Annotated in this window: 17 protein-coding genes; 6 read left to right on the forward strand and 11 right to left on the reverse strand. The window is 69.2% G+C overall.

Going from position 1 to position 15516, the window contains the following annotated elements; all coding sequences use genetic code 11:
- Positions 1 to 339: 339 nt before the first annotated feature.
- From ABH927_RS19005 to ABH927_RS19015, 3 genes are read right to left on the reverse strand one after another with little or no spacing between them, the layout of a single operon-like run.
- The gene (locus ABH927_RS19005) at positions 340 to 1254 is read right to left on the reverse strand and encodes an NAD-dependent epimerase/dehydratase family protein (protein ID WP_370023307.1); all 915 of its coding nucleotides are present in this window, start codon (positions 1252 to 1254) and stop codon (positions 340 to 342) included.
- 33 nt (positions 1255 to 1287) lie between these two features.
- Positions 1288 to 1554: a mycothiol system anti-sigma-R factor gene (rsrA, locus tag ABH927_RS19010; RefSeq protein ID WP_370023309.1), complete on the reverse strand. Its 267-nt coding sequence runs from the start codon at positions 1552 to 1554 to the stop codon at positions 1288 to 1290.
- Complete coding sequence (locus tag ABH927_RS19015) at positions 1551 to 2132, reverse strand: sigma-70 family RNA polymerase sigma factor (protein ID WP_370023350.1); 582 nt, start codon at positions 2130 to 2132, stop codon at positions 1551 to 1553. Before ABH927_RS19015 ends, rsrA begins: the two co-directional genes overlap by 4 nt.
- Before the next feature lie 281 nt (positions 2133 to 2413).
- Between ABH927_RS19015 and ABH927_RS19020 the strand changes: the two genes are divergently transcribed.
- Positions 2414 to 3154, forward strand: coding sequence for a class I SAM-dependent methyltransferase (locus ABH927_RS19020; protein WP_370023311.1), 741 nt, complete (start codon positions 2414 to 2416; stop codon positions 3152 to 3154).
- A gap of 40 nt (positions 3155 to 3194) precedes the next feature.
- Here the strand turns inward: ABH927_RS19020 and ABH927_RS19025 are convergent, their stop codons facing one another.
- Positions 3195 to 3527, reverse strand: coding sequence for a TraR/DksA family transcriptional regulator (locus ABH927_RS19025; RefSeq protein WP_370023313.1), 333 nt, complete (start codon positions 3525 to 3527; stop codon positions 3195 to 3197).
- A gap of 138 nt (positions 3528 to 3665) precedes the next feature.
- On the reverse strand, positions 3666 to 4376 hold the full coding sequence (locus ABH927_RS19030) for an SOS response-associated peptidase (RefSeq protein ID WP_407072834.1): 711 nt from the start codon (positions 4374 to 4376) through the stop codon (positions 3666 to 3668).
- 153 nt (positions 4377 to 4529) lie between these two features.
- Between ABH927_RS19030 and aroA the strand changes: the two genes are divergently transcribed.
- Both aroA and rsgA read left to right on the forward strand, forming a co-directional pair.
- Positions 4530 to 5915: a 3-phosphoshikimate 1-carboxyvinyltransferase gene (aroA, locus tag ABH927_RS19035; protein ID WP_370023317.1), complete on the forward strand. Its 1386-nt coding sequence runs from the start codon at positions 4530 to 4532 to the stop codon at positions 5913 to 5915.
- 94 nt (positions 5916 to 6009) lie between these two features.
- Positions 6010 to 7146 (forward strand): ribosome small subunit-dependent GTPase A, encoded by a 1137-nt coding sequence (gene rsgA / locus ABH927_RS19040; protein ID WP_370023352.1) that lies wholly within the window; start codon positions 6010 to 6012, stop codon positions 7144 to 7146.
- Between the two features lie 21 nt (positions 7147 to 7167).
- Here rsgA and ABH927_RS19045 read toward each other — a convergent pair whose 3' ends face one another.
- On the reverse strand, positions 7168 to 7605 hold the full coding sequence (locus tag ABH927_RS19045) for a DUF4442 domain-containing protein (protein ID WP_370023319.1): 438 nt from the start codon (positions 7603 to 7605) through the stop codon (positions 7168 to 7170).
- A gap of 81 nt (positions 7606 to 7686) precedes the next feature.
- On the opposite strand from ABH927_RS19045, the gene hisN reads away from it, so the two are divergent.
- On the forward strand, positions 7687 to 8472 hold the full coding sequence (hisN, locus tag ABH927_RS19050) for a histidinol-phosphatase (protein ID WP_370023321.1): 786 nt from the start codon (positions 7687 to 7689) through the stop codon (positions 8470 to 8472).
- A 79-nt stretch (positions 8473 to 8551) separates the two neighbouring features.
- Here the strand turns inward: hisN and ABH927_RS19055 are convergent, their stop codons facing one another.
- From ABH927_RS19055 to pstS, 5 genes are read right to left on the reverse strand one after another with little or no spacing between them, the layout of a single operon-like run.
- Positions 8552 to 9256, reverse strand: a complete 705-nt coding sequence (locus ABH927_RS19055; protein WP_370023323.1) for a response regulator transcription factor — start codon at positions 9254 to 9256, stop codon at positions 8552 to 8554.
- Between the two features lie 18 nt (positions 9257 to 9274).
- Positions 9275 to 10051 carry a phosphate ABC transporter ATP-binding protein PstB gene (gene pstB / locus ABH927_RS19060; RefSeq protein WP_370023325.1) on the reverse strand — a complete coding sequence of 259 codons (777 nt, stop codon included), beginning with the start codon at positions 10049 to 10051 and terminating at the stop codon, positions 9275 to 9277.
- A gap of 1 nt (position 10052) precedes the next feature.
- Complete coding sequence (gene pstA / locus ABH927_RS19065; protein WP_370023354.1) at positions 10053 to 10934, reverse strand: phosphate ABC transporter permease PstA; 882 nt, start codon at positions 10932 to 10934, stop codon at positions 10053 to 10055.
- A 2-nt stretch (positions 10935 to 10936) separates the two neighbouring features.
- Positions 10937 to 11917: a phosphate ABC transporter permease subunit PstC gene (pstC, locus tag ABH927_RS19070; RefSeq protein WP_370023327.1), complete on the reverse strand. Its 981-nt coding sequence runs from the start codon at positions 11915 to 11917 to the stop codon at positions 10937 to 10939.
- 5 nt (positions 11918 to 11922) lie between these two features.
- A complete protein-coding gene (gene pstS, locus ABH927_RS19075) occupies positions 11923 to 13017 on the reverse strand; it encodes a phosphate ABC transporter substrate-binding protein PstS (RefSeq protein ID WP_370023329.1) in 1095 nt (364 codons plus the stop codon).
- Between the two features lie 162 nt (positions 13018 to 13179).
- Between pstS and ABH927_RS19080 the strand changes: the two genes are divergently transcribed.
- Positions 13180 to 13638 (forward strand): low molecular weight protein-tyrosine-phosphatase, encoded by a 459-nt coding sequence (locus ABH927_RS19080; RefSeq protein WP_370023331.1) that lies wholly within the window; start codon positions 13180 to 13182, stop codon positions 13636 to 13638.
- Between the two features lie 88 nt (positions 13639 to 13726).
- Positions 13727 to 14524 carry a fructosamine kinase family protein gene (locus ABH927_RS19085; protein ID WP_370023332.1) on the forward strand — a complete coding sequence of 266 codons (798 nt, stop codon included), beginning with the start codon at positions 13727 to 13729 and terminating at the stop codon, positions 14522 to 14524.
- Positions 14525 to 15516: the final 992 nt, after the last annotated feature.

Below are 15516 nucleotides of genomic sequence, written 5' to 3' on the forward strand. Positions count from 1 at the left end.
CCTCCACATCGATTCGCCACTCAGGCTACAGAACCCCGCACGTCCGGTCAGGGATGTCGACGCTTCGCGGCCAAACCGTAATCAAGCCATCACGCTGCGTTGAATTATCCGGATTTATCTCTCCGGCGTGATCATGCATGGATTCCCGGCGGTCCCGGCCGGCCTGCGCCGACACCTATCGTGATCATGCACGGGTTCCCGCAGTCACATGCCGAGCTGCGCGAATACTCTTCGTGATCATGCATGGAGGATCCCGGCCAGATGCCAACGATTCGGGTATTTGGTCGTTGGAGGACGGCGACGGTTCCCTATCCGGGCGCCGCCCGAGTGAGCGAGCGGTCAGGACCGGTCGCGGGCCCATTCGACCGTGGCCTTGAGGCCCTGCGGGAGATCGTGCCTCGGGCGCCAGCCGAGCCCTTCGAGAGCGGGCGCGGGGTCGACCGCCATGGCGGGAAGGTCGCCGAGGCGCGGCGGCTCGGAGGCCGGCTCGTCCGGAGCACCGGCCGCGGCGGCGACCAGCGAGTGAAGCTCGCGGTCGGTGGTCTGCAGGCCGGTCCCGAGGTTGAACCGCCGGCCGTTGCCGTCCGGCCCGCAGGCGCGGGCGAAGCCGTCGACCACGTCCTCGACGAAGATGTAGTCCCTGGTCTGCGAGCCGTCGCCGTACAGGACCGTGGGCCTGCCGGACAGCAGGGCATCGGTGAAGATCGCGACGACGCCCGCCTCGCCCTCGGGCGACTGGCGCGGACCGTAGACGTTCGAGAGCACCAGCGTGGTGTATTCAAGCCCATAAAGCCCGCTATACGCGGACAAGTAGGTTTCGCCGCTGAGCTTCGAGGCGGCGTACGGCGAGCGGGGATCGGTGGGGGCGTCCCCCGGGACGGGGATGACGGCCGGCCGGCCGTACACGGCGACGGAGGAGGCGAAGACCACCTTGCGCGCCCCCGCCCGCCGGGCGGCCTCCAGCACGTTGACCGTGCCCTCGACGTTCAGCCTGGCGTCGTGGACCGGGTCGGCGACGCTCTTGCGGACGCTGATCTGCGCGGCCAGGTGGCAGACCACCTCCGGCCGCCACTCCTCGGCCAGCGACCCGAGCGCCGGGTCCCTGACGTCCATGACGTGCAGCGGAGCGTGGGGATTGCGGTTCCGCCCGGAGGAGAGATCGTCCACGACGGCGACCTCGTGCCCGTCGGCGATCAGCCGATCGACCAGGGTCGACCCGATGAACCCCGCTCCGCCAGTGACCAGTGCCCGCATGTCCCCGCCCTTCCAGAGATGTAGGGGCTGATCTTAATCGGCGAGCTGGATGCGGACCTCTTCGATACGGGTCATGACCTTGGCGCGCAGGTCCTCCGGGACCGGGTCGCATCCGCAGTGCTTGGCCACGAGCTGTTTGACGACCTTCTCCAGACCGTACTCTTCGAGGCAGGGGTGACACTCATCGAGGTGCTGCCTTATGTCCGCGCAACCGCTGTCGTCCAACTCGCCGTCGAGGTAGCTGTAGACGCGGTCAAGGACTTCGCTACATGGCGTGTCGTGGTGGTTCCCGCAGCTCATCGCTCCTCCTGGCCAAGCGACTCGTCGAGACCATTGAGACTTCCGCCGCGAGAGTCCGACCGCACGAGCCCGCGGTCGCGTGCGTAATCCTCGAGTAGCGTCCGCAGTTGCCGCCGGCCGCGGTGCAGGCGCGACATCACGGTCCCGATGGGGGTCCCCATGATGTCGGCGATCTCCTTGTAGGGGAAGCCCTCCACGTCGGCCAGGTACACGGCGATGCGGAACTCCTCGGGAAGCGCGGCCAGCGCGCTCTTCACATCGCTGTCGGGCAGGTGCTCCAGCGCCTCGATCTCGGCGGACTTGAGGCCGCTCGACGTGTGCGACTCCGCCCGCGCGAGCTGCCAGTCCTCGATCTCCTCGGTGCCGGCCTGCTTCGGCTCCCGCTGCTTCTTGCGGTAGCTGTTGATGAAGGTGTTGGTGAGAATGCGGTACAGCCAGGCCTTGAGGTTCGTCCCCTCCTGGAACTGGTGGAACGAGGCGAAGGCCTTGGCGAACGTCTCCTGAAGGAGGTCTTCCGCATCCGCTGGGTTACGGGTCATCCGGAGCGCGGCGGAGTAGAGCTGGTCGAGATACGGCATGACATCCCGCTCGAACCGCTCACTGCGCTGCTCCAGAGTCTCCTCGACTGTCTTGGAGACCGGACCCACCCCCTTCAGAACGCCGTACCCAGCCGAGAATACCGGCCCGAGGTAGGCGAGGTCGCCGGGGGCTTCCGGCAGCACCAACGTGTTCATGCTCATCTGCAACAGGGCGGGCGTAGAGTCTGTTCCCGGTGCGGTTTGAGGTGACGAACGCCCCGCTGCGGGGAAAAACCTACGTACCGGCTGGTAGCCCGGAAACCGACGTCCAGGAGCCGCTCGTGCTGCCTATTCCGGCCAACGAACTGAATGGCTCGGGCGCCCTCGGGCCCTACTGGACCTTTTATCACGCTGTGGTCGCCGAGCAACTGCGCCAGTGGCTCCCTGATCAGCCATCCCTCCTGCTGGACCTGTCCGGAGGCCGCGGCCGGTGGCCGGCCCAGGCGGCCCGCGCCGGGCACCGCGTGATCGAGGTGCTGGACTTCCGCAAATCGGCGGAACCGTGGCTGCGGGACGCCTCCGACCACATCCAGAAGGTTCGCGCCGACGACCTCGGGTTCCTGCCGGACGAGTCCGTCGACGCGGTCATCGCGGAGGAGCGCGTGCTCTCGGTCGAGATCATGACCGAGTCCGTCCTCGAGGACGTGTTCCGGGTGCTGAAGCCGGGCGGCCGGGTGCTGATGTGCGTCGACTCGCTCGTGCTCGGCATGGCCATCCTGGCCGAGCAGAACTACTGGGCCCACCTGTGCCAGACCGGCGAGGTCATGCTCATCCCCTGGCCCGACGGCAGCATCACCCGGTGCTTCACGAGCGGCCAGGTGCGCGAGCTGATCACGGGCGCGGGGCTCGAGGTCGAGTGGATCCGCCCCAGAACGGTCCTGTCCCCCTCGACTGTCGACCACGTGCTCGGCTCCGACAGCCGTTCACTCGCCTGGCTCGTCCGCACGGAGCTGGAGACCCAGCCGGACGACGACGACACCGTGGGCATCCATCTCGTCGCCAGCGCCAGGAAGCCCCGGTGAGGCCGTCGAGCCGTAAGGGCACGTGCCGGTATCACGCCGCTCAGCGGCGGCGCTCGATCTTGGACTGGCACTGCACGCAGCGGGCCGCCTCGGGGCGCGCCTCCAGCCTGCCCTCGGGGACCGGCCTGCCGCAGTCGACGCACCGCCCGTAGCCGCCGTCCTCGAGCCGCTTGAGCGCGGCCAGTACGGCGGTGCGCTGCCGGGAGGCGACGTCCAGTATGGCCTTTGTCCGGTCGGCGTCGCTCAGGTCGGCTCCGGCGTCGGCGGCGGACCTCTCCTGCAGGGCGACCGGATCCCCCTTCAGCACCCCGATGGATCGATCGAGCTCTTCGAGCATGCTTTCCAGGCGCATACGCGCGGTCGCGACGTCCACGAATCCGCACCTCCGGGAGTGGGGGGAGAACCCGCCGAGGAGCCCCGGTCTCCTCACAGGTCGGCGTTTTATTACGGTGTGGTGAACCGCTTTCCTCACCGGATGCCCATTTGGCGCCACGCTTACACCAACGGCTCCCTAGAAGAGCGCGCTGGTGTCCCCACCTACGGGCTCGATGGGATCGACCAGCTCGGGACCGTTGTTGCGCACGTCGTTCACCGACGTGGACACCGGATAGGCCGCGAGCCTGTCGGGGCCGGCGGGCACCAGAAGCTCTCTCGCGTCCGTCACCCGGGGATCGAGCCACTCCGCCCAGCGGTCCCGCTCGACCATCATCGGCATCCGATCGTGGATGTGCCCCAGCTTGTCCTCGGCCGTCGTCGTGATGACCGTACACGTGCACAGCCATTTGAGCGGATCGTCGTCGGCCCGGGCCGGGTCCTTCCAGAACTCGTACAGCCCCGCCATCGCGAGCACGCCGCCGTCCCCGGGATGGATGAAGTAGGGCTGCTTCTTCTTCCCCTCCACCGGCATCCACTCGAAGTAGCCGTCGGCCGGAAGCAGGCACCGCCTCGACGCCAGCGCCCTGCGGTACGCGGGCTTCTCCGCCACAGTCTCGACCCGCGCGTTGATGAGCCTCGACCCGATTGAGGGATCCTTCGCCCAACTCGGCACCAGTCCCCACCTCACCACGCGGATCTGCCTGATCGGCCGGTCCGTACGGCTCTCGCCCTCCACCTTGGGGACGCGGCTCATCACCGCGTAGACCTCCTTGGTGGGCGCGACGTTGTAGTCCGGGCGGAGGTCGGTGTCCGGGACGCCGTCCAGCTCGACCTCGAACTCCTCCATCAGCTCATGTTTCTTCCGCGCCGACGCGTACCTCCCGCACATGCCCCTTAGATTGCCATCCCCTTACGACAATTACGCGCGACCGCACGGTCCCGTGCCGAACCCACGAGCGGCCCGCGCGGCTTCGGAAGGCACGACGATAAGCTTCTGGGCATGGCCTCTTCGCAGCCCGCGTCCGGCGACGCCGAGCACCTCGACGAGCACCTCGACGAGCACGGCGCCCCGAGGGGCGGCGGCCCGGCGAAAGGCGCCACCGTTTCGAGCGCCGGGGAGCATTGGGCCGCCCCGACCGTGACCGAGCCGGTTCACGCGACCGTCCGCCTGCCCGGGTCGAAGTCGGTGACCAACCGGGTGCTTCTCCTGGCCGCGCTGGCCGACTCCCCCGGCACCGTACGGCGCGCGCTCCGCAGCAGGGACGCCGACCTGATGGTGACGGCGCTGCGGTCCCTGGGCGCCGAGATGACCCCGTCGAACGAGAGCACGTCGAGCGTGGACTGGGCGATCACTCCCCAGCCCGTCACGGGCGGTGTGTCGATCGACGTCGGCCTGGCCGGCACGGTCATGCGGTTCGTCCCGGCGGTGGCCGCGCTCGCCGACGGCCCGGTTTTCTTCGACGGCGACCCGCACGCCCGCAAGCGGCCGATGGGCCCGATCCTCGGCGCGCTCCGCTCGCTCGGCGCGTCGATCGACAACGACGCGCTGCCGTTCACGATCCGCGGACCAGTGGCGGGCGGCGAGGTCGTCCTGGACGCCTCGATCTCCTCGCAGATGGTGTCGGGCCTCCTCCTCACCGGCGCCCGTTTCGAGAAGGGCCTGACCGTACGGCACAGCGGCCCGCCGGTGCCATCGATGCCGCACATCGCGATGACGATTCACCTGCTCCGCCAGGCCGGCGTCGAGGTGGACGACTCCGAGGCGGACGTGTGGCGCGTCGAACCCGGACCGATCCGAGCGAGGGACGTCACGGTCGAGCCCGATCTGTCCAACGCGGCCCCCTTCCTGGCCGCCGCGCTGGTCACCGGCGGCACCGTGGTCATCCCGGACTGGCCGGAGGAGACCACACAGGGCGGCGACCAGCTCCGGCACCTGCTCGCGGAGATGGGCGCCACGGTGACGCGCCTCCCCCACGGGCTCCAGGTGACGGGCACCGGCCGCGTGGGCGGCATCGACGCGGACCTGCACGAGGTCAGCGAGCTCACCCCGACCATCGCCGCGCTGGCCGCGCTGGCGGACGGCCCGACCCGGATCAGGGGCGTCGCCCACATCCGCGGGCACGAGACCGACCGCCTCGCCGCGCTGGCCACGGAGATCAACCGGCTGGGCGGCGACGCCCGCGAGACGGCCGACGGCCTGGAGATCCACCCGAGGCCGCTGTCGGGCGGGGTGTTCCGCTCCTACGACGACCACCGGATGGCCACGGCGGGCGCGGTGATCGGCCTGGTCGTGCCCGGCGTCGAGGTGGAGAACATCGCCACCACCGCGAAGACCCTCCCCGAGTTCGCCGGCATGTGGACCGCCATGCTGGGCAGCGCACGGTGATGGACGGCGGCACGGCGGTGACTACGAGGGCTCAGGCGTACGCCGTCCCCCTGGTCGAGGCCGATGCCCGCGCGAGACGATCGGGGCGGGGGCGCTGAGAAAGCGGCAGTACGACGAGGACGACGTCAGGGTCAGACCGGGAAAGGGGTCCCGGCCCCGGACGCGGATCCGTCCTGCCCACGAACAAGCCGTCGAGGGGTTCGTCGTGGCCGTCGACCGCGGCCGCTACACCTGCCTGGTCGGCGACGGCATCCCCCAACCCCGTGACCACGGAACCGGAGACCACGAGGCCGGTCGGTCCGGGCCCGGCGAGCGAGTGATCGACGAGCGCGGGCCGCATGACGGGGAGGCCGCCGGCGGCCGCCGGGCGCGAGGGGCGCGTCGCGGGAAGAAGGGCAAGCCCACCCTGGTCGTCGCGATGAAGGCCCGGGAGCTCGGCCGCAAGGGCATCGTGGTCGGCGACAGGGTGGCCCTGGTGGGCGACGTGACCGGACAGCCGGACACGCTGGCGCGGATCGTGCGCGTGGAGGAGCGCAGCTCCATGCTGCGCCGCAGCGCCGACGACACCGACGACATCGAACGGCCGATCGTCGCCAACGCCGACCAGCTCGTCATCGTCACCGCGCTCGCCGACCCTCCGCCGCGCCCTCGGATGATCGACCGGATGCTGGTCGCCGCGTTCGACGCGGACATCGACCCGCTTCTCTGCCTCACGAAGGCCGACCTCGCACCGGCCGGCGACCTGGTGGCCCTCTACGAGCCGCTCGGCGTGCCGTACCTCGTGGTGCAGAAGGGCGGATCCCTCGACGAGCTGCGGGAGAGACTGACGGACCGGATGAGCGTCCTCGTCGGCCACTCCGGTGTTGGGAAGTCGACGCTGGTCAACGACCTCGTGCCGCACGCGGACCGGGCCGTGTCGCATGTGAACGCGGTGACCGGCAGGGGCAGGCACACCTCCACGTCGGCCGTCGCGCTGGAGCTTCCCGAGGGCGGCTGGATCATCGACACGCCCGGAGTACGGAGCTTCGGGCTGGCGCATGTGTCCGTCGAGACCGTGCTGGCGGCCTTCCCCGACCTGAACGAGGCCACGGTCGACTGTCCGAAGGGCTGCACCCATCTGGGCGAGGAGTGCGCCCTGAACCGTTTCGTCGCGGAGGGCCACGCCGAGCCCGCGCGGCTGGAGTCGCTCAGGCGCCTGCTGGCCAGCCGCGAGGGATCGGACGACGACTGACCGGCCCGGCGACTCCCCCGATCAGCGGTTGGGGCGAAGGGTCCAGGAGACGGTCATCTCCGAGACGACGACCCCCTCGGAGTTGCGGATGTCGATCGCCACGTCGAACTCGGGCCGCTTGCCCTCGTCCAACTGGGCGACGACCGCGGCGCGATCGGCCCGCAGGGTCGCCGAAGCGGTCACCTCGCCCTTGGCCAGCTTCAGATAGCGAATCTGGGCGACCGTGGCCAGCGGGACGGCCCGGGAGAGCTGGTCGCCGAACGCGGACAGCATGGCCGCCCCCGACGCCGACTCCGCGAGGGAGAACAGGGCCCCGGCGTGCGGGCCGCCCACGTGGTTGTGCAGATCGGCACGGTCCGGCATGCGGGCGACAGCCGTACCGGAGCCGACCGAGTCGAACGAGATCCCGAGCAGCCGCGCGAACGGCACGCTGTCGAGCATGAAGGCGGCGATGTCCATGGCCGGATGTTACCGACAAGTACGCTTTGGAGCGATCCGGGGCCTGATGCAAGCGGGCTCCGGCACGATAACTTGGGGCCTGTGGTGGGATATAGCGACGATCTGCGTCTCGCGCACGTGATGGCGGACGCCGCCGATGACATCACGATGCGCCGTTTCAAAGCCGTGGACCTGAAGGTCGACACCAAGCCCGACCTCACGCCGGTCAGCGACGCCGACCGGGCCGTCGAGGAGGCCATCCGCGGCACGCTGCGCCGGGCCCGCCCCCGCGACGCCGTCGTGGGTGAGGAGTTCGGCCGCACCGGGTACGGCATGCGCTCGTGGGTCATCGACCCCATCGACGGCACCAAGAACTACGTCCGCGGGGTCCCCGTGTGGGCCACTCTCATCGCGCTGATGGAGGAGGGCAAGGTCGTCGTCGGCGTCGTCTCGGCGCCCGCGCTCAGCCGCCGCTGGTGGGCCGCCAGGGAGGGCGGCGCGTGGACCGGGCGCAGCCTGACGAAGGCCGCCCGCTGCCAGGTCTCCTCCGTCGGCCGCCTCGACGACGCGTCGTTCGCCTACTCCGACCTCGCGGAATGGGAGAAGGACAACCGGCTCGACGGCTTCCTCGACCTCACCCGGCAGGTGTGGCGGACGCGCGGCTACGGCGACTTCTGGTCGCACATGATGGTCGCCGAGGGCTCCGTGGACATCTCGGCCGAGCCCGAGCTCTCCCCGTGGGACATGGCCGCGCTCACCGTCATCGTCGAGGAGGCGGGCGGCGCCTGCACCGCGGTCGACGGCACCTCTCCCCTCGACACGGGAAGCATGGTCTGCACGAACGGCCTGCTCCACGGCGAGGTCCTCAAGCGCCTGTCCCGCGGTTAGGACCCGGTCGGCTTCCAACGGCTCCGGGCTCCCGGGCTGTGACACATCAGCCCGGGCCCGGTCGGCCGGAGACCGGCGATCAGCTGGAGACGAGGCGGTAACCCACTCCGCGCACGGTCTGGATCATCCTGTCCTCGTCGTCACCGAGTCTGGCCCGGAGACGCTTGACGTGGACGGCGATCGTGTTCGTCGACATGGTGTCCGCGGAGTGCCACACATTGCGCATGATCTGCTCGCGGGTGACGGTCCGGTTGGCGTTGCGCATCAGATAGTGGAGCAGCTCGAACTCCCGCAGCGGCAGGTGCACGATCCGCCCGGCGACCTTCACCTGATACGCCGTGACGTCCAGTTCGACGTCGCCGATGGTCAACACGGTCCGGTGGGGCCCCTGGCGCCGGAAGGCCGCCTGCACCAGGGGAAGAAGCTCGGGCACACGGTACGGCCTGGCCACACAGGCCGTCGCGCCCGCCTCCAGGGCCTGAAGAGCCTGCTCGGCATCGCTCCCGAAATCGATGCCGAGCAGCACGGGCACGGCTCGGGCGAGCCGTACGGCGCGGACGAAGTCGACCGGGCCGACTATTGGGAGGGAGGCGCAGATCAGCACGGCGTCAGGCCGGAGAGCTCCGGCCTGAAGCAGGGCCTGGGCGCCGTCCGGAACGCCCGTCACGTCGACGCCTTCGGCTTCCAGCGCCACCGCGAGCTTCTGTATCAGACCGGCGTCCGGATCGGCCACCAGGAGCATGGGCGCCGACCGAGTGTCCCCCTCCACTGCGGGTGCCGTCACCCGGATCCTCCAATGCGGTTAACCGAAGCGCCCGGTGATGTAGTCCTCGGTCGCCTTCTTGGTCGGGTTAGTGAAGATCTTCGAGGTCTCGTCCATCTCGACGAGCATGCCGGGCTGACCCTGCGCCGCCAGGTTGAAGAACGCCGTCTTGTCGCTGACCCGGGCGGCCTGCTGCATGTTGTGCGTCACGATGACGATCGTGTACTCCAGCTTCAGCTGGGAGATCAGATCCTCGATCGCGAGGGTGGAGATCGGGTCCAGAGCCGAGCAGGGCTCGTCCATGAGCAGGACCTGCGGACGTACGGCGATCGCCCGCGCGATGCACAGACGCTGCTGCTGTCCGCCGGAGAGGCCGGCGCCGGGCTTGTTGAGCCGGTCCTTGACCTCGTTCCACAGGTTGGCGCCCTTGAGGGACTCCTCGACGATGCCGTCCAGCTCCGACCTGGAGAACCGGCCGTTCAGCCGGAGCCCCGCCGCCACATTGTCGAAGATCGACATGGTGGGGAACGGGTTGGGCCGCTGGAAGACCATTCCGATGGTGCGGCGCACGGACACCGGGTCGATGTTCGGGCCGTAGAGGTCCTCGTCCTCCAGCCGGACCTTGCCTTCGACACGAGCGCCGGGGATCACCTCGTGCATGCGGTTCAGGGTCCGGAGGAAGGTCGACTTGCCGCATCCCGACGGGCCGATGAACGCCGTGACCGCGCGCGGCTCGATCGTCATCGTGATGTCGGCGATCGCCTTGTGCGACCCGTAGTAGGCGTCGAGGTCGGAGACCTCGATCTGCTTGGCCATCTCAGGACCCCCTCTTCGCGGGCGAACGCCACCAGGTGATGAGGCGTGCGACCAGGTTGAGCAGCATGACGATAAGGATCAGGGTCAGCGCCCCGGCCCAGGCGCGGTCGATGGCGGTGTCCGTCGGACGGCCCGCCTGATCGAAGACGTACAGCGGAAGACCCATCTGCGGCCCGTGGAACGGGTCGGTGTTGATGGAGTCGGTGATGAAGACCGTGAGCAGGAGCGGCGCGGTCTCGCCCGCGACACGGGCGACGGCCAGCATGACGCCGGTCACGATGCCGGTGAAGGCGGTGGGCAGGACGACCTTGACGATGGTCCGCCACTTGGGCACGCCCAGCGCGTAGGACGCCTCGCGTAGCTCGTTCGGAACGAGGCGCAGCATCTCCTCGGCGGATCTGACCACCACCGGCATCATCAGGATCGACAGCGCCAGCGCTCCGGCGAAGCCCGAGAAGGACATGCCGAGCACGAGGACCCAGAAGGCCAGGACGAACAGGCCGGAAACGACGGACGGGACGCCGGTCATGACGTCCACGAAGAAGCTGATGATGCGCGAAAGGCGGCCGCCGTTGCCGTACTCCACGAGGTAGACCGCGGTGAGGAGGCCGATCGGGACCGCCACGAGCGACGCCAGGAGCACCTGTTCGAGCGTGCCGATGATCGCGTGGTAGGCGCCTCCGCCAGCGTCCCGGGCGCCGATGTTGCGCATCGAGTGGGTGAGGAACTCCACGTCGAAGCGCTTGAGGCCGTTCTTGACGACCAGCCACAACACCGACAGGAGCGGGATGACCGCGACGGCGAACGCCAGGTAGACGAGGACCTGGACGGCCCGGTCCTTGACTCGCCGTCCGGCCGAAATGGGCTGGATTCCAGTCTGCACGGTCACGCTGCGGCCCTCGCGTACTCCTTGCGCCGGGCGATGACGAGGCGGGCGGCCATGTTCACCAGCAGGGTGATGACGAACAGGACGAGCCCGGACGCGATGAGCGCGCCGCGGCCGACCTCTGTGGCCTCGCCGAAGCCGTTGGCGATGTTGGCGGCGATGCTGTTGCCGTTCGCGCTGAGGATGCGGAACGAGATGTTGAAGGTCGCGGGGAAGATGAGGGCGACGGCGATCGTCTCGCCCATGGCCCGGCCGAGGCCGAGCATCGCGGCGCTGACGACGCCCGGACGCCCGAACGGCAGGACCGCCATCCTGATCATCTCCCAGCGGGTGGCGCCGAGCGCCAGCGCCGCCTCCTCCTGGATCTTCGGCGCCTGCAGGAACACCTCGCGCGAGATCGCGGCGATGATCGGGAGGATCATGATCGCGAGCACGAGTGACGCGGTGAGCATGCTCTTGCCGACCACCTGGTCGCCACCGAAGATCGGGATCCAGGCGAAGTAGGTGTTCAGGAACTTCGAGGGACCCAGCATGAACGGGACCAGGAAGGTGACTCCCCACAGGCCGTAGACGACGCTCGGGACGGCCGCCAGGAGGTCGACCACGTAGCCCAGGAGCGACGCGAGGCGGCGGGGCGCGTAGTGCGAGATGAAGAGCGCCACGCCCACGGCCACCGGCGTGGCGATGATGAGAGCCAGGAATGAGCTCAGGACGGTTCCGAAGGCCAGCGAGCCGATTCCGAACGCGGGCTTGGTGGCATTGGGAGACCAGGTCCGCTCGGTCAGGAAGTGGGCCGTGTTCGCCTGGAGCGCGGGAATGGCCTTGATGATCAGGAAGACCCCGATCGCCGCCATGACCGCCAGCAAGATGACGCCCGCGCCCGTCGAGGCGAACCGGAACGGGCCGTCGCCGCGGCTGCGCCGGAAGGCGGACCGGCGCACGGCCGGCCCGCCTTCGCTGGTACGAAGTGACGTGGCCATCAGGGTTAGGAGATCGCCTCGACAGCGGTGCGGACCTTGGAGACGAGGCTGGCCGGCAGCGGGGCGTAGCCCAGACCGGTCAGAGCCTGCTGACCCGCGTCGCTCGCGGTGTAGGTCAGGAAGGACTTGACCAGCTTGGAGTCGTCGGCCGACAGACCCTTCTCACAGGTGATCTCGTAGGTCACCAGGACGATCGGGTAGGCGCCCGCGGCCTTGGTGGCGTAGTCGATCGAAAGCTTCAGGTCGTTGCCCGTGCCCTTGATCTCGGCGGCCTCGATCGTCTTGGACGCGCTCTCGGGGGTCAGCTCGACGAACTCGCCGGAGCCGTTGGCGACCTTGGCCTTCTGGAGCTGCGAGTTCTCCGCGAAGGAGAGCTCGACGTAGCTGATCGCACCCTCGGTGCCCTTCACCGACGCCGCGATCTGGTCCGAGCCCTTGGCGCCCTGGCCCTGAGCCTCGGCCGGCCACGCCTTCGCGGGCTCGTACGGCCACTCAGCGGTCGCCTTGAGGAACTTGGTGAAGTTCGCGCTGGTGCCCGACTCGTCCGAGCGGTGGAACGCCTGGATCGCGGTCGAGGGCAGCTTGGCGTTGGGGTTGTCCGCCTTGATGGCGGCGTCGTCCCACTTGGTGATCTTGCTGTTGAAGATTCCGCCGATCGTCTTCGGCGAAAGCTGAAGGCCGTCCACACCGGGCAGGTTGTAGACGACGGCGACCGGGCCGGTGACCATCGGCAGGTTGATCGCCTTGCCGGTCTTGCAGCGGGCGTCGGCCTGCGTGGGCTCACCCTTGGTGTCGTCGAGCGCCGAGTCGGAGCCGGCGAAGGCGACAGTGCCCTGAATGAAAGACTGGACGCCAGCGCCGGAGCCGCTGGGCTGGTAGTTGATGCTCACTCCGGGGTTCGAGGACTGGAAGGACTTCTTCCACTCCGCGATCGCGTTCGCCTGAGCCGAGGAGCCGGCGGCGTTGATGGTGCCCTTGAGGCTGCCGTCGCCCTGCGGTGCTGCGCTGGATCCCCCACCAGCGTTGTCGTCGGTGCCGCACGCAGCGAGCGAGAGCACGCCGGCGATGGCGGCTACGGCGAGCCGGCCTGCATACTTCACGGTTGTTCCTCCCAGTTGTCTCTCAACATGAGGGACGGTAGGGAGCAAAGATGACCTAATCCCCTGTTAAAGGTGAACGAGTAGTGAACGCACCGGGTCGCTCTTGTAGTGATCGTCCAAGATAACGAGCAGGTCACGCCGGGTATGGGAGAGCATTGGTTCATGAAGCGCGTATGTCTGGTCTGCATGGGGAACATCTGCCGCTCGCCGATGGCGGAGGTGGTGCTGCGGCGCACGCTTGAAGACAGGGGGCTCGATGTCGTGGTGGACAGCGCCGGCACCGGCGGCTGGCACGCGGGCGACCCCATGGACGAACGGGCTCTCAAGGCCCTCGCCGAGAACGGCTACGACGGGTCCAGCCACCGTGCCCGACAGTTCGACCCGGCCTGGTTCGCCGAGCGTGACCTGATCCTCGTGATGGACCGGGACAACCTCCGCGCCGTGCGCCGGATCGCCCCACCCTGGGCCGACGTACGCCTGTTCCGCTCCTTCGATCCGGCCGCGCCTGAAGGGGCCGAGGTCCCCGATCCTTACTACGGCGGCCCCGAAGGCTTCGCCGAGGTGCTCCGCATGGTCAAGGCCGCGTCCGAGGGATTGGCGAAGCATCTTGAAGCTCATTAGGGATCTCGGCACGAGCCACGCGTGGACCCTCCACGAAGCCCGGCTCAGCGACGGCCGGAGAGCATTCGTCAAAAGAGCTGGAATCGGGATGCCGGCTGACGAGCCTGAGGAGGTCGCGACGCAGGGGTTCGGGAGTGCCGACGTCAGGCGTGCCGGCTTCGCGAGTGCCGGCTTCGCCGCCGAAGCGGCGGGGCTCCGCTGGCTGGCCGAGCCGGAGGCTGTGGCCGTACCCGAGGTCATCGACGCGGACCGCGCCCTTCTCGTGCTTGAGTGGATCGAGACCGGGCCTGCGACCGCCGCGGCGGCGGAACGGTTCGGACGTGAACTGGCCGCCCTCCACGCGGCTGGCGCGGCTGGGTTCGGAGCGCCGTGGCCGGGCTTCATCGCCGAGCTGCCCATGGACAACGCGCCCGCCCCAGACTGGCCGTCGTTCTACGTGTCCCGCAGGGTCCTGCCATTCGTACGGCTCGCGCGTGACAGCGGCCGGCTGTCCTCAGTCGACGTCGAACTGATCGAAGAGGCCTGTGCGTACGTTCCGGAGATAGCTGGACCGGCCGAGCCGCCCAGCCGTATTCACGGCGACCTCTGGAACGGCAACCTCCTCTGGACCGCCACGCCTTCCCAGGACGAGTCGCGCGTCGTGCTCATCGACCCGGCGGCCCACGGCGGCCATCGCGAGACCGACCTGGCGATGATGGCACTCTTCGGCGCGCCCCACCTCGGGACGATCCTCGGCGCCTACCGCGAGGCCGCTCCGCTGGCCGACGGCTGGCGCGAGCGCGTCCCGCTGCACCAGCTCCATCCGCTGGCCGTGCACGTCTGCCTGTACGGCGAGGCGTACCGGGGAAGCCTGCTCACCGCAGCCTCCGAGGTCCTCGCCCGATGAGACCGGTCTCTTTTGCGGGTATGGGGCGTTCGCGGTGCTGAAACAAGGCCGTCCGCGGGTGTCGGCGGGGTGTCGGCGCTGGCGTGATGCCGGACCGGTCTTTCTCTAGCTATGGGCGCGGGCGCGATCCCGGAACGATATCGGCCGTCGGCGTGACGGCGGGCGCGATGGTGGCACCGGCCATTCCGTGGATGTCGGCATTGGCGTGATGCCTTCACCGTGCTTTCCTCGGGCATACGGGCGGGCACGATGCCGCCACGGGGCTGTCCGTCGGTGTGGGGGCGAGCGCGATGGTGGCACCGGCCATTCCGTGGATGTCGGCATTGGCGTGATGCCGGCAGGGTGCTGTCCGTAGGCGCGGTGTCGGGCGGGTGTTCCGGCCGGCCGTGATAGTTGCGGTCTGGTGAGGCCGCGTTCGCGGCCCTTCGCGGGCGCGGTGGTCTCTGGCACGGTCTTACGCCGGCCTTCACACCCACCCGCCCCCGCGCCAAACTGCCCCACCGCACCCGGTCCGCCGTCCTATTGCCGCCGCACCCGCTGCCCTTTTGCCGCCGCCCTCGGGCCGAGCTTCCCCGCCGCACCGGGTCCGCCGTCCCCGGGCCGACCTGCCCGCTCCCCTCTCCTTGCGCAACCGGCACCCGCGCCGACCTCTCCCGCTGCCTCCACCCCACCCGCCCCGCCGTACCCGCCCCGCCGTACCCGCCCCGCCGTACCCGCGTCGGCGTGCCCGCTCCCCGGCATGGCGGCCTCCGGCCTCACGACCCCCGCGTGCCCTGGCGCGGCAGGACAGGAAACCGGGCAACAAAGCAGTCGATCATGACGATAGTGCTGCTAAACAGCCGCGAGACAGCACTAACGTCATGATCGAACCGTTGGGCCAACGAAAAAGGGGCCCGGAAACAGAGAAAGCCACCCCTGTCGGGGTGGCTTCCTCAAACGATTGTCCGGCGGTGTCCTACTCTCCCACACCGTCCCCGGTGCAGTACCATCGG

The sequence above is a fragment of the Planotetraspora sp. GP83 genome, assembly GCF_041262585.1.
GTDB lineage: Bacteria > Actinomycetota > Actinomycetes > Streptosporangiales > Streptosporangiaceae > JAOEGB01.

What these genes read in the sequence shown, in the direction of transcription:
- rsrA (WP_370023309.1), bottom strand. Translation starts at nt 1,554, where the DNA reads ATGAGCTGCGGGAACCACCACGACACGCCATGTAGCGAAGTCCTTGAC.
- ABH927_RS19080 (WP_370023331.1), top strand. Translation starts at nt 13,180, where the DNA reads ATGAAGCGCGTATGTCTGGTCTGCATGGGGAACATCTGCCGCTCGCCG.
- pstB (WP_370023325.1), bottom strand. Translation starts at nt 10,051, where the DNA reads ATGGCCAAGCAGATCGAGGTCTCCGACCTCGACGCCTACTACGGGTCG.
- pstC (WP_370023327.1), bottom strand. Translation starts at nt 11,917, where the DNA reads ATGGCCACGTCACTTCGTACCAGCGAAGGCGGGCCGGCCGTGCGCCGG.
- ABH927_RS19085 (WP_370023332.1), top strand. Translation starts at nt 13,727, where the DNA reads ATGCCGGCTGACGAGCCTGAGGAGGTCGCGACGCAGGGGTTCGGGAGT.
- ABH927_RS19045 (WP_370023319.1), bottom strand. Translation starts at nt 7,605, where the DNA reads ATGGACATCGCCGCCTTCATGCTCGACAGCGTGCCGTTCGCGCGGCTG.
- ABH927_RS19015 (WP_370023350.1), bottom strand. Translation starts at nt 2,132, where the DNA reads ATGCCGTATCTCGACCAGCTCTACTCCGCCGCGCTCCGGATGACCCGT.
- ABH927_RS19005 (WP_370023307.1), bottom strand. Translation starts at nt 1,254, where the DNA reads ATGCGGGCACTGGTCACTGGCGGAGCGGGGTTCATCGGGTCGACCCTG.
- ABH927_RS19030 (WP_407072834.1), bottom strand. Translation starts at nt 4,376, where the DNA reads ATGGAGGAGTTCGAGGTCGAGCTGGACGGCGTCCCGGACACCGACCTC.
- aroA (WP_370023317.1), top strand. Translation starts at nt 4,530, where the DNA reads ATGGCCTCTTCGCAGCCCGCGTCCGGCGACGCCGAGCACCTCGACGAG.